20 protein-coding genes are annotated in these 24137 nt (G+C 56.4%); 16 read left to right on the forward strand and 4 right to left on the reverse strand.

Annotated features, from left to right (window positions below):
- Positions 1-14: 14 nt before the first annotated feature.
- Positions 15-2159 carry a DUF1800 domain-containing protein gene (locus IPN69_11510; GenBank protein MBK8811342.1) on the reverse strand — a complete coding sequence of 715 codons (2145 nt, stop codon included), beginning with the start codon at positions 2157-2159 and terminating at the stop codon, positions 15-17.
- Between the two features lie 150 nt (positions 2160-2309).
- Between IPN69_11510 and rsmA the strand changes: the two genes are divergently transcribed.
- Positions 2310-3131 (forward strand): 16S rRNA (adenine(1518)-N(6)/adenine(1519)-N(6))-dimethyltransferase RsmA, encoded by an 822-nt coding sequence (gene rsmA, locus IPN69_11515; GenBank protein ID MBK8811343.1) that lies wholly within the window; start codon positions 2310-2312, stop codon positions 3129-3131.
- Here rsmA and IPN69_11520 read toward each other — a convergent pair whose 3' ends face one another.
- On the reverse strand, positions 3132-4136 hold the full coding sequence (locus tag IPN69_11520) for a VWA domain-containing protein (GenBank protein MBK8811344.1): 1005 nt from the start codon (positions 4134-4136) through the stop codon (positions 3132-3134).
- A gap of 96 nt (positions 4137-4232) precedes the next feature.
- Positions 4233-5219: a TerC family protein gene (locus tag IPN69_11525; protein MBK8811345.1), complete on the reverse strand. Its 987-nt coding sequence runs from the start codon at positions 5217-5219 to the stop codon at positions 4233-4235.
- A gap of 604 nt (positions 5220-5823) precedes the next feature.
- On the opposite strand from IPN69_11525, the gene IPN69_11530 reads away from it, so the two are divergent.
- Both IPN69_11530 and IPN69_11535 read left to right on the forward strand, forming a co-directional pair.
- Positions 5824-7488, forward strand: coding sequence for a ribonuclease J (locus IPN69_11530; GenBank protein MBK8811346.1), 1665 nt, complete (start codon positions 5824-5826; stop codon positions 7486-7488).
- 6 nt (positions 7489-7494) lie between these two features.
- Positions 7495-8619, forward strand: coding sequence for a tetratricopeptide repeat protein (locus tag IPN69_11535; GenBank protein MBK8811347.1), 1125 nt, complete (start codon positions 7495-7497; stop codon positions 8617-8619).
- A gap of 699 nt (positions 8620-9318) precedes the next feature.
- On the opposite strand, the gene IPN69_11540 is transcribed toward IPN69_11535, so the two are convergent.
- The gene (locus IPN69_11540) at positions 9319-10827 is read right to left on the reverse strand and encodes a glycoside hydrolase family protein (protein MBK8811348.1); all 1509 of its coding nucleotides are present in this window, start codon (positions 10825-10827) and stop codon (positions 9319-9321) included.
- A gap of 153 nt (positions 10828-10980) precedes the next feature.
- Between IPN69_11540 and IPN69_11545 the strand changes: the two genes are divergently transcribed.
- The 13 genes from IPN69_11545 to rocF all read left to right on the forward strand — a co-directional run bounded on the left by IPN69_11545 (position 10981) and on the right by rocF (position 24128).
- The gene (locus tag IPN69_11545; GenBank protein ID MBK8811349.1) at positions 10981-11421 is read left to right on the forward strand and encodes an ACT domain-containing protein; all 441 of its coding nucleotides are present in this window, start codon (positions 10981-10983) and stop codon (positions 11419-11421) included.
- A 2-nt stretch (positions 11422-11423) separates the two neighbouring features.
- Positions 11424-12200 carry an SDR family NAD(P)-dependent oxidoreductase gene (locus IPN69_11550; protein MBK8811350.1) on the forward strand — a complete coding sequence of 259 codons (777 nt, stop codon included), beginning with the start codon at positions 11424-11426 and terminating at the stop codon, positions 12198-12200.
- 74 nt (positions 12201-12274) lie between these two features.
- A complete protein-coding gene (uppP, locus tag IPN69_11555; GenBank protein ID MBK8811351.1) occupies positions 12275-13171 on the forward strand; it encodes an undecaprenyl-diphosphatase UppP in 897 nt (298 codons plus the stop codon).
- A gap of 15 nt (positions 13172-13186) precedes the next feature.
- Entirely contained in the window at positions 13187-14896 is a 1710-nt protein-coding gene (gene recJ, locus IPN69_11560; protein MBK8811352.1) for a single-stranded-DNA-specific exonuclease RecJ, read from the forward strand.
- A 4-nt stretch (positions 14897-14900) separates the two neighbouring features.
- On the forward strand, positions 14901-17639 hold the full coding sequence (gene lptC / locus IPN69_11565; protein ID MBK8811353.1) for an LPS export ABC transporter periplasmic protein LptC: 2739 nt from the start codon (positions 14901-14903) through the stop codon (positions 17637-17639).
- A gap of 4 nt (positions 17640-17643) precedes the next feature.
- The gene (gene lptB / locus IPN69_11570) at positions 17644-18417 is read left to right on the forward strand and encodes an LPS export ABC transporter ATP-binding protein (GenBank protein MBK8811354.1); all 774 of its coding nucleotides are present in this window, start codon (positions 17644-17646) and stop codon (positions 18415-18417) included.
- Positions 18418-18515: 98 nt separating this feature from the next.
- Positions 18516-20099 carry an RNA polymerase factor sigma-54 gene (gene rpoN, locus IPN69_11575; GenBank protein ID MBK8811355.1) on the forward strand — a complete coding sequence of 528 codons (1584 nt, stop codon included), beginning with the start codon at positions 18516-18518 and terminating at the stop codon, positions 20097-20099.
- 73 nt (positions 20100-20172) lie between these two features.
- Positions 20173-20517 (forward strand): ribosome-associated translation inhibitor RaiA, encoded by a 345-nt coding sequence (raiA, locus tag IPN69_11580; protein ID MBK8811356.1) that lies wholly within the window; start codon positions 20173-20175, stop codon positions 20515-20517.
- Between the two features lie 69 nt (positions 20518-20586).
- Positions 20587-21534: an HPr(Ser) kinase/phosphatase gene (gene hprK, locus IPN69_11585; GenBank protein MBK8811357.1), complete on the forward strand. Its 948-nt coding sequence runs from the start codon at positions 20587-20589 to the stop codon at positions 21532-21534.
- Between the two features lie 9 nt (positions 21535-21543).
- Positions 21544-22440 (forward strand): RNase adapter RapZ, encoded by an 897-nt coding sequence (rapZ, locus tag IPN69_11590; GenBank protein ID MBK8811358.1) that lies wholly within the window; start codon positions 21544-21546, stop codon positions 22438-22440.
- A 25-nt stretch (positions 22441-22465) separates the two neighbouring features.
- The gene (locus IPN69_11595; GenBank protein MBK8811359.1) at positions 22466-22891 is read left to right on the forward strand and encodes a PTS sugar transporter subunit IIA; all 426 of its coding nucleotides are present in this window, start codon (positions 22466-22468) and stop codon (positions 22889-22891) included.
- Positions 22884-23156 (forward strand): HPr family phosphocarrier protein, encoded by a 273-nt coding sequence (locus IPN69_11600; GenBank protein MBK8811360.1) that lies wholly within the window; start codon positions 22884-22886, stop codon positions 23154-23156. The genes IPN69_11595 and IPN69_11600 overlap by 8 nt, the downstream gene beginning before the upstream one ends.
- A 9-nt stretch (positions 23157-23165) precedes the next feature.
- The gene (gene rocF, locus IPN69_11605; GenBank protein MBK8811361.1) at positions 23166-24128 is read left to right on the forward strand and encodes an arginase; all 963 of its coding nucleotides are present in this window, start codon (positions 23166-23168) and stop codon (positions 24126-24128) included.
- Positions 24129-24137 lie beyond the last annotated feature (9 nt).

Below are 24137 nucleotides of genomic sequence, written 5' to 3' on the forward strand. Positions count from 1 at the left end.
TCCTGTTTCTACGCTCAACGCTGGATCTGATACTGGGACGACGCCGATACAAGATAGATCGCCTGCTTTACTCGCAACGCCGAGCTTGTCGGAGGAATCACGCTGATCGCACCCAGCAGAGATGCCCGATGTTCCGCCGACATCGCGCCGTGGAGCATCTTGTTGTTGAGATGATCAAGCAGACCGTTTCCGGTCGGATCGGCGTCGGCGGCGCCGATCGCTTCGCTCAGGTCGAGCGAAATCCCGCGCAGGGAATCGGTGGCGTTCGGCGCGTAGCCGTCGAACACGAGCACGTAGAGAAAGTTCGTCCGATTGGTCGCGAGGCTCGAATTCAACAGTCCGAACTCGGGCGCGTTGAGCGTCGTCCCGGGCACGACGTATTCGGGTTGAAAGTAATTGAAAACGGACGGCGAGTAGAACGGACTCTGGGCGAGCTTCGTCATTTGCGAATTCAGGCCGCCGTCGGTGATCGACTCTCCGTTCCACGATCGCGCGGGGAAGATCCGGCCGAGATTCGTCACTAATTGAACCGGTTCGCGAAGCTTGCCGTAACGCGGCGCCGTTTTCAAGTTGCCGCGCGCTTCCGGATCGAGAAGGATCGCACGCAGCAACGCTTTCAGGTCGCCGCGCACGTTCTGGCCGTTATTGGCGAAAACGTTCGCCACGCGTTCGACATACGCCGGAGACGGGTCGCTGGTGACAAAATGCTGAATCAGGACGCGGCTGACGTACGGCGCCGTGTTCGGATGATAAAAAATGTTGTCGAGCGCCTGATTGAGCGAAGCGTTCGCGTACGCAGCTATCTGCTCGGGCGTCGAGCAATCGGCACAGGCCGCCACCGTCCGGTTTACGACGTTCGGATAGTCGAGAAGCGTTTTCTCGGTCGTGTCGTGACCGGCGGGATTGAGCGCCATCGAATCCTTGAAATTCAGAGTCCCGGGAATCGCGTTCGGACACTGGGCGGAGTTGCAGTGGCTCCATCCCGTAAAGACTTTCGCAAAATTGTTGACTGTCGCCTGATCATAGGTCGGAAGCGTGTTGTTCTGGGCGTCGCGAATCGGCGTCCCGTCGGGATTCAAACGGAACAAACCGATCGAGAACAACTGAAGAATCTCGCGTGCATAGTTTTCGTTCGGATTGTTTTTCGTGCTTCGGATCATATCGAGATACTCGCCCATCGCCGGATTGAGCGTCATCTCATACATAAGGTCGCGGTAATTGCCGAACGCATTGTCCGAAAGAACCTTGTGATACGCGATCATATGGCTCGACTGCTGGATCGTCAGGCCCGAAGTGACCCAGATCTGGCCGAGTGCCCACGCCATACGGTGCCGGAGCTGCGCGTCTCCGTAAAATGCTTCCTTGAAAAACCACTGCTGCAGAGGCATCTGGGTATAGCGTTCCCTATAACAGGACGGTGCCGTCGTTTGTGAGCAGGATGAAGGCGGCGCGGTCGGCATCAGAGGGATTTCGGGATACGGAAGCGTCGGATACGGCATTTCGAACTGTTCGGCGAGCCACGTGCGAAGTCCGATCCTCCGAATTCGATTGTCGGTCTCGGTCGTCGGACCGAACGTCGCCTGTTCGAGGAATCGCGTGCGGTCGCCTGACCACCGATAGCCGACAAGATCCGCTGTCGGTTCCGCTTTCACGATCTCGGGCCGTTTCAAGAACGCCGGAATGTCGATCGCTCCGCCGGATCTTCCGACCAAGATCTTGAGCGGATTTGTCGCGAGCCCGCGCCAGGTGACGTAAACGACCGATTCACCGTCGCCGACAGGCTGCCCGCGAAAGCCGTTCGGGTCGAACAAGCGGAACGTGAGCGAATAGTCCCGTTTTCCGATCTGCCGCAGGTCCTCGGATTGAAGTTCGAATACCCGTCCGCTTTTCTGAATCAGAAAGACCCGAAACGCGTTTGCGCCCTCGCCGTTGATTAACTCGACGTTGGACAGGATCGCAACCGCGCGCGTTTCGGCGCCGGGCCGTAAAACTTCGGGCTTTGACTCCAAAACACGCTTCGTCGGTTTCGCATCGGAAATCGCTGAGATACTCTTTAATATCGGCAACGGAGAATCAGGGTCCGGGTCGACTTCCGCAAAGGCGCTTATTGCAGCCAAAAGGAGCAATGGCAGGATCAGCTTGGAACACTTTTGGAACATACTAACTTCTCCAGGTCCGGTTCGCTTTCGAGTTTCTTGACGTTTGACTTTCCGCAAACGGCATACGCCCCGATCGCAAAACGAATTTTTGAAATAATACTACAAATTTTGCCGAAATCGCCGTGCGTGCGGGAGAGAAAATTCCAGCCAATGAAAAATCACACACGTTCAAAACCGTTTGCCAAGCGCTCGTTCGGTCAGAACTTCCTTTCGGACGGCAACTGCATCGACAAGATCATCCGGGCGCTCGATCCGCGGCCGGACGAAACGGTCGTCGAGATCGGTCCGGGACGCGGCGCTCTGACGGGAAAACTGGTTGAAAAGGGATCAAACGTCGTTGCCATCGAACTCGACACCGACTTGATCCCGCTCCTTCGTCAAAAGTTCGGCGATCGCGCGAACTTTCGGTTGATCGAGGACGACGCGCTGCGGGTAGATTTCGGAATCTTGATTCGAGCGTTCGACGCGGAACCCGCGCGCGCCAAACTCGTCGCGAATCTCCCGTACAACATTTCGACAGCGATCCTCCAGTATCTGATCGATTATCGCGGGTGTTTTTCAGAAATGGTGCTGATGCTTCAAAAAGAGGTCGTCGAACGGATAACGGCCGATCCGGGCCACAAGGAACGCGGTTACCTGACGGTTTTGATCGAGGCATATTTCGAGTCTCGGAAGTTGTTCGAGGTTCCGCCGAACGCGTTCCGTCCGGCGCCGAAGGTTCAGAGTGCCGTCGTCCGCTTGATCCCCAAACCGGCACTGGAAATCGTTGACCCGAAGCGATTTTCGATGATCGTGAGCCTTGGATTCAGGCAGAAGAGAAAGACGATCCTCAACAACTTAAAGAACGAGAAGCTGTTTGGGGAACGAACCGCGTTGGAGCATCTTGCGGCGAATGGCATCGATCCAAAGCTCCGCCCCGAGGATCTGACGCTCGAACAATGGGTGCTGCTCTCTGAACCCGTTCTCGACTGATCATCTTTTGAGACGAAAACTGGTGCGGAACCTGACCGAAACATCGCTTCGGTTGACCCGTACCTTGATCTGGCGCGCGACGGTCTTGTCAGCGGTTTCATCAGGATAGAAGCCGAGCCGATACTGGCGCCGGAGTTCATCGGCGATCGCGAGGAACATTTCGTTCAGATCGTTGTCCTTCTTTTCGTAGAACCTTCCGGCGGTCAGCTGCGACATCTTTTCGAGATACTCGCGGGCCCGCTCATTCGCGATCTCTTCCCGACGGCGGACTCGTTCCTCGTTGCGCGGCCGCCTTGGGAAGTTCCGGTCGCCGATCCGGCCGTTGCGCCGCATCGGGAACCGTTGCATCATCATCGTCGTTTCGTAGAAGATGGGAAAGATCATCACATCCGATTCCTCGAGCGTCCGCAGAAGTTCGCTTTCGTAGGCATAGCTCCCGAAATCCTTGCCGTCGGTTAGCAAGATGATCGCTTTGCGCCCGGTCGCCGCCGAAAGCCGTTTCGTAACGGAATCGAAGACGGCGTCGCGCATCACCGTTCCGGGGATCTCGCCGATCTCGACCTCCTTGATCGCGTTTTCGAGTTGTCTCTTGTCCGACGTGAGCGGGGAATTGATGTGCACGTCGTAATCGAATGAAACGATCATCGCGCTGTCGGCCGGGCCCAGGACCCTGACGAATTCCTTCGCCGCCTTTTTGATCTTGCCGAGAATTCCCTCGGTGCTGCGGCTTGTGTCGAGCAGGATCGCGACCCGCAAAGGCTCTTCCTCCGAGGCGAAAAAAGCGGTTTCCTGCGGTTTCCCGTCGACTGAGATCGCGAAGTCCGCTTTTGTCAATCCGACGATGTATCGTCCCTGGCGATCACTGACGACAACGGGCACGCTGACGAGGCTCGTTTCGACCCGGATCGTCTCTTCCTTTTCGGTCTGCGCGACGGCTGAAACGAATCCCAGGACGATCCCCAAAAACGTGCCGGCGATGATCTTTCGGAACAATCGGTTATTCATTCAAACCGTTAGACTCGCCGCGCGCGTCGAAAGTCGAAAAAAAAGGCGGACGCGCGCGCGTCCGCCCGAGGCGTTGTTTCAGCCAGGAGGAGACATTCAGCCCGCGTTCTCCGGTTCGAGAACGGGTTTTTCTTCTTTTGGGAAAAGCAGCGACGCGATGATCGAAATCGCGATCGTCGAAAGGATGAACCCGAGACTGTACGAGATCGGGAACTTCCCGCCGAAAGCGTCGTTGAGATAGACCATTTTCAGTCCGACAAAGACAAGCACGATCGCCAGTCCGAATTTCAACAGATGGAATTTGTTGATGACGCCGGCGAGCATAAAGTACATCGACCGCAGTCCGAGGATCGCGAAAATGTTCGACGTGAACACGATCAGCGGTTCGTTCGTGACGGCGAAGATCGCGGGGACGCTGTCGACCGCGAAGATGATATCGGTCGCTTCGAGAAACAGCAGCGCGATAAAGAGCGGCGTCGCGTAAAGCGTCTTGTCCTTGCGGATAAAGAAACTCTTGCCGTCGATCTCGTGCGTGACCGGGATGAACTTTTTGACGAACCGGATCAGAAGGTTCTTTTCGGGTTCGATCTCGTCGTGATTGGTAAAGAACATCTTGATCCCGGTTATGATCAGGAAGCCGCCGAAGAGGTAGATCACCCAGTGGAATTGCATCAGCGCCGAGCCGATCCCGATAAAGATCGCCCGGAAGACAAGCGCTCCGAGAATTCCGTAAAAGAGCACGCGGTGTTTGTATTTCGCCGGGATCCCGAAATAGCTGAAGACGAGCACGAAAACGAAGATGTTGTCGATCGACAGCGAATACTCGAGAATGTAACCCGTAAGAAACTCCAGCCCGAGCCGCGTTCCGACGTCGGCACCGAACTTGGACGATGCATACGAATAAAAGATGAAGTTGAAAACCAGTGCGAGCGTTACCCAAACGATGCTCCAGATAGACGCTTCTTTGAACGAAACGACGTGCGACTTGCGATTGAAGACCCCGAGGTCAAGCGCAAGCATAAACAGAACGAAGACTAAAAAGATGCTGTAAAACCACCAATACTCCGCAAATGGAAATAACATTTCCTAAGATTCCTCCAATAGATTAACCAGCCAGTTTCTTTAAAATATAAAATAAACCCTTGTTTTTCCTAGGGTTATAAGACGCCTTGCGAGCCGAAGATTCGAATCGCCGCGCGAAAAAAGATGTCAAAAGCTTTTGATAAAACTCTTCATTGAAAAACAGCGAAGTTGACCGACCTGCCCTTGTTCGTTACCTTCCCTTGTTCGATATCTCGGCCAACTCCGCCGTCGGCCAACCTTAGCTCGCCGACTCCAGACCGTACCCGCGCAAGAACGCGGTTTATGGAATTCGGTTTCAACCTTGCCGGCAAAAGGAAAAGACCCAGTGCCGACGTTAAACTCAACAGTTTAGGTCGCACAAGGTCTTGATATTCACTCCGATGAACCGAACCGCGCTTCCAGCTGCGATTGTATTGACGATTTCACCGAACCGTTTAGGGCTATCTACTCCCCTTGGCCGAATTGTTAAACGTATCCTACGCAAACATTATTTTTTTGTCAAGTTTGAAAACGAAGAAACGGCGAGTTCGTTGAAAATTGTCATTGATGCCGAAAAAGAATAAACTCAGACTTTCACGATAAAGGGCAAAAGAGGAAATTAATTTTGGACAAAATTGAAATAATTCCATTGGGCGGCATCGGCGAATTCGGGATGAACTCGATGGGAATTCGATGCGGCGACGAAATGATCGTCGTCGACGCGGGAATGGGCTTCCCGGAAGAAACACCTTACGGGGTCGATATCTCGATTCCGAACTTCGACTTCCTCGAAGACTATCGCGGCGATCTGACGGCTTTGATACTCACCCACGGACACGAGGATCACATCGGCGCGCTGCCATATTTTCTGCGCAAATTCAACGTTCCGGTCTATGCTTCGCGCTTCACGCTCGGACTGGCGGAAAAAAAACTGGACGAGCACAAGATGCTCGACGACGTGCTTCTCCACCGGGTTCATCCAAACGACGTCGCCGAAGTCGGCAGCTTCAAGATCGAGTTCATCCACGCTTCGCACTCGCTCGTCGATTGTTTTTCGCTGGCGATCAAAACGCCGCTCGGCACGATCATCCATACCGGCGATTACAAGATCGACGACACGCCCGTGATCGGAAAGCCGTATGACCTCAAGACTCTCAAGAAATACGGCGACGAAGGTGTTCTCGCGCTCCTCGGAGATTCGACCAACGCCACCGTCGAGGGACGGACGCCATCAGAAACCGCCGTTATTCCGGCGTTCGAGGAGATCTTCGAGCACACTCCGGGACGGATCTTCGTTTCGACCTTCGCGTCGTCCATACACCGTCTGCAGATCGTTTTCGACGTCGCCGACAAATTCGGCAAGAAGGTCTGCATTCTCGGCCGCTCGATGCAGAAGAACGTCGAGCTCGCGTCCGAGTTTTCACTCCTGCACATTCCGGAAGAACTGCTCGTCGGGATTGGCGAATCGCGGTCGTTGAACGACGACGAGATCGTCTATCTCGTCACCGGATCGCAGGCCGAGTCGCGCGCCGTGCTCTGGAATCTGGCGACGACCGGCTATAAGGGACTCGAAGTAGGGAAGGGCGACACGATCGTTCTTTCGGCGCGCATCATTCCCGGCAACGAAAAAAGCATTTCACGGATGATCGGGCATCTTTACAAACGCGGCGCGAACATCATCGAGGAAAAACGGCGTCTGATCCACGTTTCGGGGCACGCTTCGCAGGAAGACATACGGATTATGATCGAAACGGCACGTCCCAAGTATCTGATCCCGATCCACGGCGAGTACCGTATGCTTTTCCGGCACAAGGAATTCGCCAAGAATCATATCGAAGGCTACTCGGACGAGAACGTGATCCTGATCGAGAACGGGGATCATCTTGAGATCGACGAGTCGGGAGCGCGCGTCGTCGAGAACCATCAACTCGGACGTTCGTTCATCGACGAGGAATCGCTCAACGAGATCGAGTACGAAACGATCCGCGAGCGCAAGAAACTTGCTTCCGGCGGCGCCGTGTCGATGGTGGTGACCATCGACAAGGACACGATGAAGCTTTCTTCCGAACCGCGGATCTCGTTCCAGGGGGTCGCCGGAATCGAACTCGCGAAAAATGGTGTCCTTTTGGGTGCGAAAGAGGCGATCGCCGCAGCCGTCGCGGGAATGACCCCGCAGGAAATGGCGGACAAAAGCTGGCTTCAGGAAACGCTCCGAATCCACCTCAAGCGCTTCATTCAAAAGGCGATCGGGACGAAACCTGTGATCGTGACGACGATCGTCGAGGTATGAGGCCGTATGCGAAAGGCGGTGCCGGCAGCGGCGTTTGTATTGGCATTGATCCTGACGGCGTTTCCCCAAGGCCTGAAACGTGTTCCGGATCCTGATACCGTTCGGCAGTTTGGCCGGTACGCCGATCAGTTGATCAAGGACGGAAAATACGCTGAAGCCGTCACGGCGCTCTCCGACGGAATTGCCGCATACCCGAAAGAAGCCGCACTGATCGAACTCCGGGCGTGGTGTTACTCAAAACTCTCGAAGTATGAAGAATCGGCGGCGGATTACACGACTTTGATCGGACTCAGGCCGCGGGAATATCGTTTTCTTCTTTCAAGAGGCGCCGTTTATTCGCTGCTCAAAAGGTATGAGGCGGCCTTTGAGGACTTGGAACGTTTTGTTGCTTTCGAGCCGAAGAACGTCGTCGGGCATTACCACTTGTCGCGCGTCTGCGTTTTTCTGCGAAGATTTGAAGACGCAGTCAGATACGCGACCAAGGCAATCGAACTCGACCCGTCGAGCGCCAAAGGCTACATCGCTCGCTCGGTTGCCCATTCAAAGATCTACAATTACGAAGCCGTGGTCGCCGATGCCGGAAGGGCGGTCGAACTTCAGCCGAATGATACATTTGCGTTGAACAATCGCGGATTCGGTCTGCTCAAATTGGGCAAACTGCAGGAAGCGATCAGCGATTTCAACCAGTCGATACGATTCGATCCGCGGCATTCATACCCTTACAATAATCGCGGGCTGGCTTACCTGAAACTTGGCAAACTAAAGGCGGCAAAGCTCGACATCGAAAAGTCGATCGCTCTTTCTCCGAACTTCGCCGAAGCGTACGAGAATTTGGGATTGCTTTATCTTTCCGAGAAATCTTACGAAGAATCGATCAGGAATTTTGACAGGGCGATCGAGCTTTCGCCAGATCTGGCGACGGCTTATGTGAACAGAGCCGCCGCATTCGTGAAGATCGGACAGGAGGACCGGGCGTTTCGCGATTTCACGAAGGCGCTCGATATCGACGGCCTGCTGTGGGCGGCGTTCCTAGGGCGGGCCGAGATCTTTCGGAATCGAAAAGAGCCGTCCAAGGCGCTGGACGACCTTCGCCGCGCGGAAGAACTCCGCAGCCGTTACCCTTTTCAGTGATCATCCCCCAGTCGACAAAAAGGTCGCGCGGATCTGATTCGGGGGGCAACACCTTTTGACTTCATCGTTCGCGACATTTCCGGTAATCGAAGGCACGGATTCATAACTTCCAAGATGCATTCCTCCGACTTCGCCCGGCGATCGATCGGCGCGCCCCTTCTCGCCGCCACCGGAGAGATCGCGTGCTTCCTGACCAAACGCAAATTCGCCTGCTACTTCGGGATCACGAGAGCGGATCAAGCAGACGGGCGGAGACGCGCCGCGCATCGGGCGCAACTCGAAACAGGGCAACGCCTACGCCCGCCCTATGCTGGCCCACCCATTTCGGATTTTGGATTTTAGATTTTGGAAATGTTGGATTTTGGATTGCCGGGGTTCGACGATCCGTCCGGCGAACGCGAATCGCGTAGCGATGCCTTGAATTAAGATACTGTCTTGAATATCAAGTTCAAAACGCCGGATTTGGGGTAAAAGGGGTTCGGTGTTTGAGAATGTCCCCGTTGAGTGAAACAAATCCGATCCATCCCGCCAATCTGTGTTAATCCGTGAAAGAAAGACGATCTGTCTCGCTCAACCCGGTTCTTCAAAGCTCCCGAAGCAGGACCTGCATTCCGGGTTTAACACAAAACGGGTCCAAGCCATTCGCTTGGACCCGCATCATTTTGTTGACCACCACGTCCGGGTTCGGGGGCAGCCGCTTCAGGGAATTCGTACGGTTCCAAGTCCCCAGTCGACGAAAAGGTCGCGCGGATCGGATTCGCGGAGCCAGGTGACGAGGCGCTTGAAATCGGAGACCGACGCGACGCCGATGCAACCGGCGGTCCCGGGCGCGTTCGAGCGGTTCCAGTCGATGTGTATCTGGATCAGGTCGCGCCTTGTGCCGGTTTTCGGAACGAAGTCCACCGGGATCTTTGCCGGGCCGATGCCTTCTTTGTGCACTCTCTTGTCGTAAACGTCTTTCGCGCCCGCCCAGATCACGTCGCGGACGATCCATTTGCCTTCCGGAAGCGGTTCGTACGACCCGCGCACGCTTTCGCGCCCGGTTCTGAAGAACTGCCGTTTGGGTTGCCCGGAAACGACAAAAAGCGAATCCCTGAGCTGCCCGTCTTTGAAATAATCGAGCTTCAAACGAAAGCAACCCGACGAATCCTTGGTCATCGTCCGCGTCAAAAGCAAATAGTGCTTGCCGCCAACCGCCGTTTGCGACGGCGCGATCGGCGTCGGCAGCGGAGCGCCCCATAGTTTTCCCCACGTTTTGGGCCCGACCTTTCCGTCTGCGTCAGCGAGTCCGAAAACGTCAGATTGAAAGGCGCGGACGGCGGCGTCGGTGACCTTTCCGAACGCGCCGTCAACGTCGTCCTTGTAGTAACCGAGTTCCTTGAGCCGACTTTGAAGCGTTGCTATCCCGATTTCGGCCGCGTCGTCAGACATACCGCTGACCAGAAGCCGTCCTGCAAACGGCGGCGCTTCGCCGATCGAACGGATCTCCGCCGATCTTGCGACGATCTCGATCCGCGTTCCTTTTGGAATCGTCGAACCGGCGGGCGCAAAATCGAACGACATCGCGTTTTTGTACTGCCGGAGCGTCGATATCAGTTCTTCCTTGAGCGAGCTTTCCAAGCTGAGGATCTCAACGACTTCGCTGTCGCGGTAGGCGACGATGACATTCTTCGCGCCTTCACGAAAGCCCTCAAGGCGCGTCACCGTATCCTGGGCGGACGCTTCGACGACGATCGGTTTTCCGGCGGCGCCCGCGCGTTCGAACAAGGCGCGCTCGTCTGCCCGCCGTTTCGTCAGACCGGGAAGGACTTTCTTGACGCCTTTCACCGTGCCTTTGTTCCACAACATAAACGCGGCCGCGGCAGCAGGGAAGTTGCCGGACTTGATCTCCCTGAGGATCGTGCTTTCGCGAAATCCGCCGACGCCGATGTTGTAGCAAAGCGAGACGAGCGCGTCGAACTGATTCTGGTTGACCTTTGAGTCTTTCAGGATGATGTTCAGCGATTCGACCGTTTCGTCCGTTTCGAACTTGAGATACGCTTCCGCCTGCGCCTCCGAAATCCGCTCGCCGAGTTTGACCCGAAGACCCGTCGGATAGCGCGTCGTACCGTAGCCGACGGTCGGAATACCGACCGGATCGAGGTAGGCTTCCGCTTTGAAGCCTTCCCACTTCTTGATGATGTCCAAACAGCTTTGGGAGATGTTCATTTTCTGCTCCTTTTTGGTATTGATTAAAGTTCGGCCGGCTTGTCGCCAGCCGTGTTGAATTCGGCATATAATATAATGGTTTTTGCGAAGAAAATCTTACAAAAGGAATTTTCGGCGCGTTTTTCTGCAAGCTTCGATCGAACTTGGCGACCAATGACAAATTCTATAACCGAGATCTTGAAGACGGCGAAGATCAACGTCGCGCCGGAAACCTTCGCGATCGTTTCGCTGACCGGCGAGGACTGGAACACGGTCCTTGCCGATCCGGAGGCGTCGCCGCGGATGAGCGTTCCGTTTATGATCTTCAAGGATCGCTTCGAAACGACGCTCGTGCTCGACGAGATCGATCTCGCGTCGCTGCGGTCGGCGGCCGGTTCGGCGCGGATCGAAAACGGTTTCCGGCTTCTGACCTTCGACGTCGAACTCGATTTCTCGGTCACCGGCTTCATCGCCGAGATCTCGCGTGTGCTGGCGGAAGCGAAGATCCCGATCGTTGCCGTATCCTCGTTTTCGAGGGACCATCTGCTGATCAGACAAAACGATCTCGCGAGCGCGTTGCGAGCGCTCCGGCCGGTCGTTGACGAGGTGTGTTGAATATGGACTGGAAGGACAAAGTCGTTTTTTTGACGGGCGCTTCGAGCGGAATCGGCGAGGCGCTGGCCGTCGCGCTTGCAAAAAAGGGCGCGACCCTTGGACTGCTCGCGCGCCGCGAGGATCTGCTTCGGGAGATTGCGAAATCGTGCGAGGCAAAGGGCGGACTGGCGCGCGTGTTTGCGTGCGATGTGATCGACGAAGCCGGCGTCGCTGACGCGGCGCAAGCCTTGCGGGACGAGTTTGGCCGGATCGACATTCTCATTTGCAACGCCGGGATCGGCGGCCCGCGACACGCCCGCGATCTGACGACGACCGACGTCAAGAAGGTGTTTGAGGTCAATTTTATGGGCGCCGTCAACGCCGTCACGGCGACGCTCCCGGCGATGATCAAACACGGATCGGGCCAGCTCGTCGCGATCTCGAGCCTCGCCGGAATCCGCGGACTTCCGCGCTCGGCGTCCTATTCGGCGAGCAAAGGCGCGCTGACGAATTTCTTCGAGAGTCTGCGGCTCGATCTGATCGGCTCGGGAGTCAGCGTCACCGTGATCGAGCCGGGGTTCATACTTACGCCGCTTACGGCCAATCGCAAGCATAAACTGCCTTTCCTGATGCAACTCGACAATGCGATCCCGCTTTTTATCCGCGCGATCGAACGCCGGAAGCGCTTTGCCGCGTTTCCATGGCAACTCGCGAGCGTTGTCCGGCTTGGCCGGTTCTTTCCGGGTTGGCTTTACGACAGGATCGCCGGCGGCGCGAACTACCGCGAGGACAGCGATTGAAACGTCTTCACTTTTTGACGAAACGGTTCAAAAGTAAGACAATTCTTAAAGTTTTACATTAACTTGCCCGACATATGAATCTTTTACAGGCGATCATCCTTGGAATCGTTCAGGGATTGACCGAGTTCATCCCTATCTCGTCGACCGCCCACTTGGTTTTTGCAAGCCGCGTAACGGACGTCTACGGCGGAAATCCGGAGCAGATCACGGCGACGATGGCCGTTATCCAACTCGGCACTCTGGCCGCGGTTTTCGTCTATTTCGCATCCGACATTTGGGAGATCTCGAGCGCGTTCGTGCGCGACCACGTCGCCCTTCTCACGAATCGGCGCGGTCTGACCTTTTCGGGAACCAACGGCGTCCGCCCGATGTGGCTCTCGGAAGAGGCTTGGCTCGGCTGGCTGATCATAATCGGTTCGATTCCCATCGGGACCGTCGGACTCGCGTTCAAGAAGGTCATCGAGGGCCCCGCGACAAAGAACCTCTGGGTCATCGCGACGATGATGATCGTCATTGCGGTTGGTTTGTTTTTCGCCGAGTCGGTCGGAAAACAGGAACGCGACCTGAAACAATTCGGGCTCATCGACGCGCTTGCAGTCGGATTTGCACAAGTCCTGTCTTTGATACCGGGCGCCAGCCGTTCGGGGTCGACGATCATGGGCGGGCTTTTCGCGGGACAGATGCGTGAGGCGGCGGCCCGCTTTTCGTTTCTGCTGATGATCCCTGCGATCACGGCCAGCGGACTGCTTGAACTCAAGGAAGCGATCGACAAACGGCTCCTGTCGAGCGATGAAATGGTCGCGCTCGCGGTCGGAACCCTGGCCGCGGCAGTCGTCGGATACCTGTCGATATGGTTTCTGCTGGCGTTTTTGCGCAAGCGTTCGACCGGGGTTTTCGTTGTTTACCGGTTGATCGTCGGCGTCGTAATCCTCGTGCTCCTCTGGAAAGGCGTCATTAGTCCGCAGGTTTGAACAGACATCTCACTGATGAAGAAACGCTGGAATATCCAAAAACACGACCGCGAAGTCGTCTCGAATCTCGCCTCGGCCCTGAACATCCCGCCGCTGATCGCCGCGATGCTGATCTCGCGCGGCTTCGACACCCCGGAGACGGCGTACGCCTTTATGAATCCGACGCGCGACGATCTCCACGAACCGACGCTTCTTAAAGACCTGCCGAAAGCCGTAACGCGGATCCTGAAGGCGATCGAAGCCGGAGAGAAGATACTGATCTGGGGCGATTACGACGTTGACGGGACGACCGGAACCGTCGTCCTGCGGCGCGCGCTCCAAATGATCGGCGCCGAAACGGGTTATCACGTTCCGAACCGTTTTACGGAAGGTTACGGACTCAACATTCCGGCGCTTGAAAAGGCAAAGGAAGAAGGCTACACGCTCGTCATCACCGTAGATTGCGGCAGCACCGCGTTCGAACCAATCGCGTGGGCGGCCGAAAACGGGATGGACGTTATCGTCACCGACCATCACCTGACAAAAGACCACGGATTGCCGGCGGCCTACGCGATCGTCAATCCGAACCAGCCCGGCTGCGAATATCCCGACAAGCATCTCGCCGGAGTCGGCGTCGCCTTCAAACTTGCGCACGCTCTGCTGCGTGAGAAAGGGCGCGAAAACGTTGTCGACGGATTCCTGAAGGTCGTCGCGATCGGGACGATTGCGGACATAATGCAGCTTACCGGCGAGAATCGCGCGATCGTCAAGATCGGGCTTCAGGATCTGCCGTCGGCCAGAAATTTCGGACTGAAAGCGCTGATGGAGGTTTCGGACTGCAGGTCCGAAATGACGAGTTTTCATATCGGTTTCCGGATCGCGCCGCGCATCAACGCCGCGGGCCGGATGGATGTCGCGCGTCAGGTCGTCGAACTTTTTGAGGCCGAATCGTTCGGCAGGGCGCGCGAACTCGCCGAGATTCTCGACAGCCGAAATCGCGAGCGCCAGAAGATCCAGCTTGAGATCACGCAACTCGCGCTCGCAGAGTACGTCGAAAAGGGCGGCGCGGCGAATCAGTTCCACGTCGCGGTCGTCGCCGGCGAAAATTGGCATCGAGGGGTGATCGGGCTGGCCGCTTCGAAGATCACCGACAAATTGCACCGGCCGTCGATCGTGATCTCGCTCGAAGACGGCGTCGGGCACGGCTCGGCGCGTTCGATCGGCGGCTATCACCTGCTCCACGGACTCGATTCGTGCGGCGATCTGTTCGAACAGTACGGCGGTCACGCCGCCGCCGCCGGGATGAAGATCCACGCCGGGAACATCGACGAACTCCGGCGCCGCGTCAACGAACATGCGGCCGCGAACATCGCGCCCGAGGAACTGATACCTGAGATCAACATCGACGCGCAGGTCTCGACCCAAACACTCGACCTGAAACTCGTCGAAATGCTGAAACTGCTCGAACCATACGGCGCCGGCAATCCAAAGCCGGTCTTTGCCACCAAAGACCTGATCCTGCGCGAGGAACCTTTTGTAATGAAAGAGAAACACCTCAAACTCAAACTTGCGGACGACGGCGGCAAACAGTTCGAAGCGGTCTGGTGGGACGGCGTCGAAAAATCAAAAGGGCAAACGCTGACCCCGCGTTCACGCATCGAAATAGCCTACACCCCGGAAGCGAATTCGTGGCAGGGGAATACGCGTTTGCAACTTGTTGTAGAGGATCTGAGAACGGATAATTAGCAAAGTGTCGGAAAGCCATCGCAAGAACCTGAAGAATCTTGAACTTCGCACTCGGCTGCCGCGGATAATCCGGGCGGTCGCGGTCTTTGCGTTGATCCTTGCGCTGCTCGTGCTCGTCATCGGATTCTATCGTGCGCGAACCACGAAGGAGTTTCGTATGAAAGGATTTCCGACAACGCTTTCGAAGGATGTTGTCGCCGAGATCAACGATTACGAGCGAACCGAGACCGAGGGCGATCTCAGGAAATACTACATCAAGGCATCGAAAGCGACGACATACTCCGACAACCATCAGGAACTCGAGAACGTCTATTTCGAAGTTTTCGACGAGACGGGTCTCCTGGCCGACAAAATCAACGCCGGGAAAGGAATCTACGTCCCCGGCGAAAACAAGAATTTCACGGCGTATCTTGCCGGACAGGTGTCTATCGAAACCCGCGACGCTCTGAAGATCCGTACCGAACAGATCACCTACAAAAAAGAGTCCGAGACGGCGGAGGCCGAGGAACTGGTCGAATTCGAACGTGAGAACATATCGGGCAAATCGGTCGGCGCTTTCGTCAACATACGTGAAAAGCGGCTCGAACTGAAAACGCAGGTCGAGATCGACGCTTTCGCGCTCGACCCGGCTGACAAGCTTGCGAAAAGCAATGTCAAGAGTGCGCGGATTACGTCAAACTACGCGATGGTCGACCAGTTGGCGGAGAAGATCGAGTTGTCGGATAACGTTTTCATCGGGATAATCCCGTACGGCGCGAACAGCGAAATGTCGCAGCCGACCGATATCACGGCGGCGCGCGCGAGCGTCGGGTTCGTCGAGAGGGAAGTTCGGACCATAGAATTTTCGGGCGGTGTGAACATTCATCAAAAGCCGACGGCCGCGAACGCGAAATGGTCGAAGACAAAAGCCGAAAAGGCATTTGCGGCCGTCGACCGCGAACTCAAGCGCGTCGAACTGACGGATAATGTCGAGATCGAATCGGCGTCCGGCGATGCGCAACCGACGAAGATCAATTGCGGCCACGCGGTTTATGAAAAGGACGCGGACCGCTTCGATCTTCGCGAAGCGGTTCACATTGTTACGGTCCAGGACGGACGGCTGACGAATATCCGCTCGTCCGAAGCGATCTATGAACAGTCGAACGGCAGGATAGCGCTCACCGGCGGCGCCGAGATCGATAACGGCCGCGAACTCGTCAGGGGCGACCGCGTCAATGCCGAATTGTTCCCGAACCGCGCGGTGAAGTCCGCAAATTCAAAGGGATCGGCGTACTTGCGCCAAACGACGCCGGAGCGCACGACCGAGGTTTCGGCGGACGAACTCAACGCCTTTTTCGGCGAGGACAGCCAACTCCGCTCCGCGAACGCCGTCGGCGGCAGCACCGCCGTGCTTGTTCCGACGAATTCTCGCGAGTATTCGCGGGTCACGCTCACGGCTCCGCGTGCCATCCGACTCGGGTTCAAAAATGCCGGATTGCTCGACCAGTTGAGCACGGAAGGCCGCACGACGATCGTTATGAAAGCTCCGGACGGCGCGCCCGACGCGGCCGACAAAACGCTGACGGCGGATGTCGTGAAGACCTTTTTCAATCAGAACGGCAAGGATATCCGGCTTGCCGAGGCGGTCGGAAACGCCGAACTGCTGGTCGATCCGTTATCGGCGACCGAAGAAAACTATCGGACGACCGTCAAGGCGCCGCGTTTCGATTGCGAATTCTTTCCGACCGGCAACAATGCCAGGATTTGTGTCGCGCAGACCAAGACGCAGACTGTCCGCGTACCGACCGTCAAGCGCGACGGGCGCGGCGTTCAGACGTTGACGGCCGACAAGCTGACGACGACGTTTGACTCGAAAACGCAGGATGTCGAACAGTTCGAGGCGATCGGAAGCGCGAAGTTCGTCGAACTCGAGCGGAACGGCATCGCGAGTCAGATGACGTTCGCCGCCCGCGAGAAACTCGTTCGGCTACGCGGCGGCGAGCCGACCGTCTGGGATTCCCAGGCGCGCGCGAAGGCCAATGAGATCGACTGGGACACACGGAATCAAAGATCGTTTCTGCGCGGAAATGTCGCGACGACGTATTACAATCAAAAGCAGACCGGCGGCGCGACGCCGTTTTCGCAGTCGAACAAGCCGGTCTTTCTGACATCGGCGAACGCCGAATTCGATCACACCGCGGAAACCGGACTCTACACCGGGAACGCGCGCGCCTGGCAGGAAAACAATTTTATCCGTGCCGAAAAGATCTTCGTCAGGCAGAAAGAAGGACAGCTTTTCGCCGACGGAGCCGTTCAGAGTCTTCTCTACGACGCGAAAACGAGCGACCGCAAGAGCGTTCCGGTCTACGCTTCGTCGCAGAAAATGACATTCAGCCGCGAGACTCGGATTCTGCGCTATGAGGATTCGGTCGACATTCGCCAGGGGAGCGATCGCGCGACGGCCGGCATCGCAACGATTCTGTTGAATGAGAAAAACGAGATGTCGCAGACGACGCTGGAGAAGAACGTCATCATCACGCAGCCGAAACGGCGCGCGACCGGAACGTGGGCCCAGTATACCAACGACAGCGAGGTCGCCATCCTGAGGGGCGATCCGGCGACCGTCGAAGACGCCGAAAGCGGATCGACGCAGGGTGCGCAGCTCACGGTAAACAGCCGCGAGAACCGCGTCGTCAACGAAGCGAAGACGAGTCCGAACAGCACCGGTCGGATCAGATCGGTTTACAAGGTCAAAAAGAACTAATTCGATGCACGAAGGGAACGAAAGCGAATCATTTGACGGGAACGGGCAGTCCGCGGGCGAGTCGTTCACCGCGATTCATCTGCAGAAATCGTACGGACGCCGGCGCGTCGTGGACGATGTCAGTCTGCACGTCCAGCAAGGCGAGATCGTCGGCCTCCTCGGCGCGAACGGGGCGGGCAAAACGACGACTTTCTATATGATGGTCGGACTCGAAAGCTCGGAGGCGGGAAGCATCTTCCTCAACGGAAGGGACGTGACGTCGCTTCCGATGTATCTCAGAGCCCGTCTCGGCGTCGGATATCTGCCGCAGGAACCGTCGATCTTTCGAAGGCTATCGGCCGAGCAAAATGTTCTGGCGGTGCTCGAAACAATGAAAATGCCGCGCCACGACAGGTTTGCGCGGCTCGAAGAACTGCTTGAGGAATTTGGCGTGGCGCACGTCCGCAAGACGCGCGGGGACGCGCTGTCGGGTGGCGAGCGGCGACGCGTCGAGATCGCGCGATGTCTCGCGACCGAGCCGCTTTATATTTTGCTCGACGAGCCTTTCGCCGGCATCGATCCGATCGCCATCGACGATATTCGCGAGATCATCCTGTACCTGAAAGGACAGGGGATCGGCATTTTGATAACCGATCACAATGTCCGCGAAACGCTCGGGATCACGGACCGGGCCTACATTATGGCCGAAGGGCGAATCCTCAAAAGCGGCAATCCGTCGGAACTCGTTGAAGACGAGGATGTCCGCCGATTGTATCTTGGCGAGCGGTTCAGTCTGTAGCGGATTCTTTTTTTGAACTTTTTTCACATTTGGATAATAAGAGGTTATAATTGAGACACTTAGGCCGATCGTCCACGGCTCCGAAGATCTGACCAGATATGTCTTCTCTGCGACTGCAAACATCTCTTCGCCAAAGTCTCGTGCTGACGCCCCAGTTGCGGCAGCGCATCGAGATGCTGCAAATGACGTCGCTCGAACTTACCGATCTCATTCAGCAGGAAATGGAGTCGAATCCGATGCTCGAAGAGGTTCAGGGCGACGAGGAGCTTCAGGAGATTTCCGAAAAGATCCTCGATCAGAATGCCGACGGACACGAAGAATCTTTCATCAACGGAGCGGACAACCGGGCGGAGAACGAGTTCGGAACGTCCGCTGCGGCGGAGACCGGCGACGCTTTTTCGTCTGAATCGAAGGGCGAGTTCGGAGACGAATCGCCGACCGGTGAATATGAGAACGAGAATGAGGGCGACGATTTTCGCGAAGAGAGATCGGACTCGTTTGAGGAGATAGACTTCGGCCGTGAGTTTCAGGATTATCTGGACCCCGGATACAAGACCCAGGAGATCGAGTATAAAGAAGACGCGCCGAGCTTTGAACAGTTCTTGACGCGGTCGGAATCGCTCACCGAACATCTCGAATGGCAGCTTCATCTGACGCAGATCGATGACATCACCGAAGATGCCGCGGTTACGATAATCGGCAACCTTGACGGCGACGGCCGGCTGAACGCGACTCTCGAAGAGATCGCGGAAATGAACAAATGTTCGGTCGACGTGGTCGAGCGCGCCCGTCAGGTCGTCCTCAAACTCGAACCGGTCGGTTGCGGCGCCCGCGACGTCAAAGAGTGCCTCCTCGCCCAACTGGAAGCGAACGGAGAAGGAGAGACGCTCGCCGCCTCGCTCGTGCGCGATCACCTTGAAGATCTGCAGCCGCACCGGCTGCAGCATCTTGCAAAACTTACGGGAGTCGAGATTCACGAACTCAACGACGAGATCAACAAGATCCGTGCGCTCGATCCGTATCCCGGCCGGCGTTACTCGTCAGGCGATCCGATATACGTTTCACCGGAGGTTTACGTCGAGAAGATCGAGGGTGAATATGTGATCTACTTTTCGGACGAAGGAAATCCGCGTCTGCGCATAAGCCAGACCTACCAGCAGCTTCTCGCCGAGGGCGATGTTTCGAAGGAGACAAAGGATTTCATAAAGGATAAGTTTCGGTCGGCGATCGATCTTCTGAGGAACATCGAGCACCGGCGACTGACGATCTATCGGGTGGTCGAATGCATCGTCGCCAAGCAACGCGAGTTTCTCGACCACGGAGTCGATCGCCTGAAGCCGATGATGCTGAAGGATGTGGCCGAGGATATCGGGATGCATCTTTCGACGATCTCGCGCGTCGTCAACCGCAAATACGCGCACACGCCGCAGGGCGTGATCGAATTGCGCCGATTCTTCAGCGAGGGAATGCTCAATGAAGACGGCGAAGAGGTTTCGACGCGAATTTTGAAGTTAAGGATCAAAAAGTTGATCGAGGAGGAAGATTCCAAAAAACCATTGACGGACGATCAGATCGCCAAGGTTTTGAGCAAGGAAGGCGTGAAGCTTTCGCGCCGGACCGTTGCAAAGTATCGTGACCAGTTGCAGATCGCCGGGTCGCGAGAACGGAAAACAGTAATTTGACGGAGAAGTTCAAATCTCAACCGAACTTTCTCCGGGTTTCCAGAATTCAAGTTCACCAAAAGAGGGCAAATCTATGAAATTCGAATACACGGGACGACATATTGAAGTTACTCCGGCATTGCGTTCTCACGTTGAGGAGCATTTTGAAAGGCTCGATCACTTATTCGAGGACCAGGCCATTAGCGCTCACGTAATTATCGAGGTTGAGAAAGGACGCCACCGATCTGAAGTGATCGTGAAATGGCGCAACGAGGTGCTCGCTGCCGATACGGTCCTCGACGATATGTACCAGTCGCTTTCGAAGACGATCGCCAAGATCGAGAAGCAGGCGTTGAGGATAAAGACGAAGGTCACTGATAAGCATCACAAAGCCCAGAAGGTCAGTACGATTCCCGCGAAAGCCAAGAAGGCCGAATAATTACGGCCGCAAGAACCCGCGTTCGGGCCGCCGAGACATTTTGCAGTCCGGCGGCCTGAGCGAATGCAGATGCAAAACGCCGCCCCGACAATCAGTATCCGAGAATTGCTCGAAAAGGCGCCGGCAGAAATGGCGCTTGAGGTTCTCGCGGGCGAGAACGGGCTCTCGAACCGCGTCATCGATTCGTCCCGGATCCAGAAACTCGGCCTTGCGCTCGCTGGGTTCGCCCACTACATACACTCCGGCCGCGTTCAGATCGTCGGCCAGAGCGAAATCAGCTATCTTGAACAACTCGATGCTCAGAGAATGGCAAAGGCGCTTTCCTTTCTCGACGTCACCAAGATCAGCTGCATCCTGATCACAAAAAACCTCGACGCGCCGGCGGAACTGCGGGAACTTGCGATCGCGAACGATCTGCCTCTGCTGCGGACGTCGCTCGTCAGTTCGAGCGCGATCCTCCATTTGACGAACTACCTTCAGGTTATTCTGGCGCCGCAAATGACGCTTCACGGCGTACTGCTCGATATGTTCGGGATCGGCGTCCTGATCGTCGGGGATTCGGGAATCGGAAAATCGGAATGCGCGCTCGATCTGATCAGTCGCGGCCATCGTCTGATTTCCGACGATTCGGTCGTGATCAAAAAGGTCGGCACGGAGTTGGAAGGTTCGGCGCCCGAACTGATACGTGATTATCTTGAGATCCACGGATTGGGAATCGTCAATGTTCGGGAGATCTTCGGTATTTCGGCGCTCGGGAAGCCGAAAAAGGTCGAGCTTTGCATCAATCTCAAGAAATGGGACGACTTCGACGCGATCGACCGTCTTGGGATCGAAACCCAGGAGGAAGAGATATTTGGTTTGAAGCTTCCAAAATTCGCTCTGCCGGTCAGTCCGGGAAGGACGATCTCGACGCTCGTCGAAACGGCGGTGCGAATCTATCTGCTCAAGCTTTCGGGATACAACGCCGCGCAAACCCTTATCGAAAAGCATCAGACGATGGTCGGCGGCCAGGGATAGAGAACAAATATGATCACGGAGAAAAACCACAGGGCGATCCCGCCGAGATTCGTGATGATCACCGGGCTGAGCGGTTCGGGGATGTCGTCGGCGACGAATGCGTTCGAAGATCTCGGCTATTTTTGCGTCGACAATCTGCCGGTGACGATGCTTTCGACGTTCGCCAGACTGCTCCTGCCGAACGACGAAGAGATCGTCTCGATCGAGAAGGCCGCGCTCGTCATAGACATTCGCGAGCGGCAGTTCCTGAGCGACTTTCCGGACGAACTAAAACGGTTGAGGAAGAAGAAACTCGAGCCGTCCGTCCTGTTTTTCGAGGCGTCGGACGAGGTTTTGCAGCGCCGGTTTTCCGAAACGCGCCGACCGCATCCGGCCGATCGCGGAAACGGTCTGCTGGCCGCGGTTCGTGAGGAGCGTGACGCGATGGACATCGTCCGCAAGAACGCCGATCTGATCATCGATACATCGACGCACACGGTTCACACGCTGCGTCATTTCCTCGTACAGCGCTTCGGTCTGCGCGAAGACGGCAACGCGCTGCACGTCCAGATCGTCTCCTTCGGACATAAATTCGGCGTTCCGGGACAGGTCGACCTTCTTTTCGATGTGCGCCATCTCCCGAATCCGTATTTTGTGAAAGGCCTCCGCGAACTTCCGGGGACGAATCCGAAAGTTTCTGATTATCTTGAGGAGCAGTCCGAGGTCGGGGAGACGATCCGCAGGTTCACGGAACTTTTGGAGTACCTGATACCGCTTTACAGGCGCGAGGGAAAGTCGTATCTGACGATCGGCGTCGGTTGTACGGGCGGTCGTCATCGGTCGGTGATGGTCGCCGAACGTCTCGGCAAGGCGCTGGCAAATGATGGGGTCGAAATGTCCGTGATGCACCGGGATATTCAGAAATAGAACATCACGAACTGAGGAGTTTGTTATGAAGAAAATCGGAGGCGTGGTCGTGTCGCACGGTCAGGTGGCCAACGAACTTGTCGCGGCGGCGGAAACCGTGGTCGGCGATCTCGGACATATCGCCGCAGTCTCGATCGGCTGGCACGACGATGTCGAGTCGGCGAAGAACGAGATCGCGCGGGCCATCAAGCGGGTGTCGCAGGGGAAAGGTGTTCTGCTCCTGACGGATATGTTCGGCGGCACACCGACGAATATTTCCGCGATGTTTATGGAAGACAACGATATCGAAATGGTCACGGGCGTGAACCTGCCGATGGTCATCAAACTCGCCGCGCAGAACAAGGAGATGACGCTCGCCGAGATGGCCCGGGACGTTGAATCCCAGGGAAAACAGGCGATCTACCGGGCGAGTGAACTGCTCGCACCCCAGAAACTGAAAAAGGATGCTTAAGGACCGGGTGGTGATCATCAACGATCTCGGACTGCACGCGCGCGCCGCGGCGCAGCTCGTGAGGCTCGCCAGCGGCTTTCGGAGCCGCATCAGGCTTTATCGTCTGGACAATTCGGTCATCGCGGACGCGAAGTCCATTCTCAGCGTTTTGACGCTTGCGGCGTCCAAGGGCGTGGCGCTCGAACTTGAGATCGACGGCGAGGACGAAAAGATCGCGATGGACTCGGTCGTGTCGATTTTTGCTAACGGCTTTGGCGAAATGTAGAATCCTTGTATGACTTCGTTTGAAGAAATTTTGCCGGGCACCGGGAAAAAGATCGGGATCGTCGGGGTTCCGCTCGGCTACGGCGCTCAAACAAAAGGCAGCGAACTCGGCGCAACGGCAATCCGTCTCGCGAACATTCGCGGCAGCGATCTATCGGGGCAGATCCGTGAGCTCGGTTACGACGTCACCGATCATGGGGACGTTGAAATAGTCCGGCCCGCCGACAATGCGCGCCCCGGCGAGAATCCAAAGCATTTGGCCGAGATGATCGCGTCAAGCCGCAATTCGGCGAGAGTGGTCAAAGCGATCCTGACGCTTGGCGAGATCCCGGTGATTCTCGGCGGCGATCATTCGATCGCGATCGGTACATTTTCCGGGATATCTTCCTTTTTTCGGGAACGCGGAAAAGAGATCGGACTGGTCTGGTTCGACGCCCACGCCGACATCAACACGCCCGAGAGTTCGCCGTCCGGCAACATTCACGGGATGCCGCTTGCCTGCCTGTTGGGTCACGGACACGAGGAACTCGTATCGCTCGAAGGATTCGCACCGAAGATCAACCCGAAGTACATCGCGCACATCGGTGCCAGGGACGTCGATAGCGGCGAGCGCCGCGAGATCCGAAAGCTCGGTTTAAGGGATAATTTTTTCTCGATGACGGACATCGACCGGCGCGGAATGCTCGCTTGCGTCGAGGACGCGATAGAGATCGCGGCGCAGGCTCCCGACGGATTTGCGGTCACTTTCGACGTCGATATCATCGATCCTCGCTTCGCTCCGGGTTCCGGAACGCTCGTCCGCGGAGGGGTCACATACCGCGAGGCGCATCTCGCACTCGAGGTCATCGCCGAACACGGCGGAATGCGTTCGTTCGAGATCGTCGAGGTCAATCCGATGCTCGATGCCCAAAACATTACGGTCGAACTTGCCGGAGAACTGATCCTATCGGTGCTCGGAAAGACGATTCTCTAGTTATCTAAG

The sequence above is a fragment of the Acidobacteriota bacterium genome, assembly GCA_016715115.1.
GTDB lineage: Bacteria > Acidobacteriota > Blastocatellia > Pyrinomonadales > Pyrinomonadaceae > JAFDVJ01.

What these genes read in the sequence shown, in the direction of transcription:
- lptB (MBK8811354.1), top strand. Translation starts at nt 17,644, where the DNA reads ATGCACGAAGGGAACGAAAGCGAATCATTTGACGGGAACGGGCAGTCC.
- rocF (MBK8811361.1), top strand. Translation starts at nt 23,166, where the DNA reads ATGACTTCGTTTGAAGAAATTTTGCCGGGCACCGGGAAAAAGATCGGG.
- IPN69_11595 (MBK8811359.1), top strand. Translation starts at nt 22,466, where the DNA reads ATGAAGAAAATCGGAGGCGTGGTCGTGTCGCACGGTCAGGTGGCCAAC.
- rapZ (MBK8811358.1), top strand. Translation starts at nt 21,544, where the DNA reads ATGATCACGGAGAAAAACCACAGGGCGATCCCGCCGAGATTCGTGATG.
- IPN69_11600 (MBK8811360.1), top strand. Translation starts at nt 22,884, where the DNA reads ATGCTTAAGGACCGGGTGGTGATCATCAACGATCTCGGACTGCACGCG.
- recJ (MBK8811352.1), top strand. Translation starts at nt 13,187, where the DNA reads ATGAAGAAACGCTGGAATATCCAAAAACACGACCGCGAAGTCGTCTCG.
- IPN69_11520 (MBK8811344.1), bottom strand. Translation starts at nt 4,136, where the DNA reads ATGAATAACCGATTGTTCCGAAAGATCATCGCCGGCACGTTTTTGGGG.
- IPN69_11510 (MBK8811342.1), bottom strand. Translation starts at nt 2,159, where the DNA reads ATGTTCCAAAAGTGTTCCAAGCTGATCCTGCCATTGCTCCTTTTGGCT.
- IPN69_11535 (MBK8811347.1), top strand. Translation starts at nt 7,495, where the DNA reads ATGCGAAAGGCGGTGCCGGCAGCGGCGTTTGTATTGGCATTGATCCTG.
- hprK (MBK8811357.1), top strand. Translation starts at nt 20,587, where the DNA reads ATGCAAAACGCCGCCCCGACAATCAGTATCCGAGAATTGCTCGAAAAG.
- IPN69_11550 (MBK8811350.1), top strand. Translation starts at nt 11,424, where the DNA reads ATGGACTGGAAGGACAAAGTCGTTTTTTTGACGGGCGCTTCGAGCGGA.
- IPN69_11540 (MBK8811348.1), bottom strand. Translation starts at nt 10,827, where the DNA reads ATGAACATCTCCCAAAGCTGTTTGGACATCATCAAGAAGTGGGAAGGC.
- rsmA (MBK8811343.1), top strand. Translation starts at nt 2,310, where the DNA reads ATGAAAAATCACACACGTTCAAAACCGTTTGCCAAGCGCTCGTTCGGT.
- IPN69_11545 (MBK8811349.1), top strand. Translation starts at nt 10,981, where the DNA reads ATGACAAATTCTATAACCGAGATCTTGAAGACGGCGAAGATCAACGTC.
- uppP (MBK8811351.1), top strand. Translation starts at nt 12,275, where the DNA reads ATGAATCTTTTACAGGCGATCATCCTTGGAATCGTTCAGGGATTGACC.
- IPN69_11525 (MBK8811345.1), bottom strand. Translation starts at nt 5,219, where the DNA reads ATGTTATTTCCATTTGCGGAGTATTGGTGGTTTTACAGCATCTTTTTA.
- raiA (MBK8811356.1), top strand. Translation starts at nt 20,173, where the DNA reads ATGAAATTCGAATACACGGGACGACATATTGAAGTTACTCCGGCATTG.
- rpoN (MBK8811355.1), top strand. Translation starts at nt 18,516, where the DNA reads ATGTCTTCTCTGCGACTGCAAACATCTCTTCGCCAAAGTCTCGTGCTG.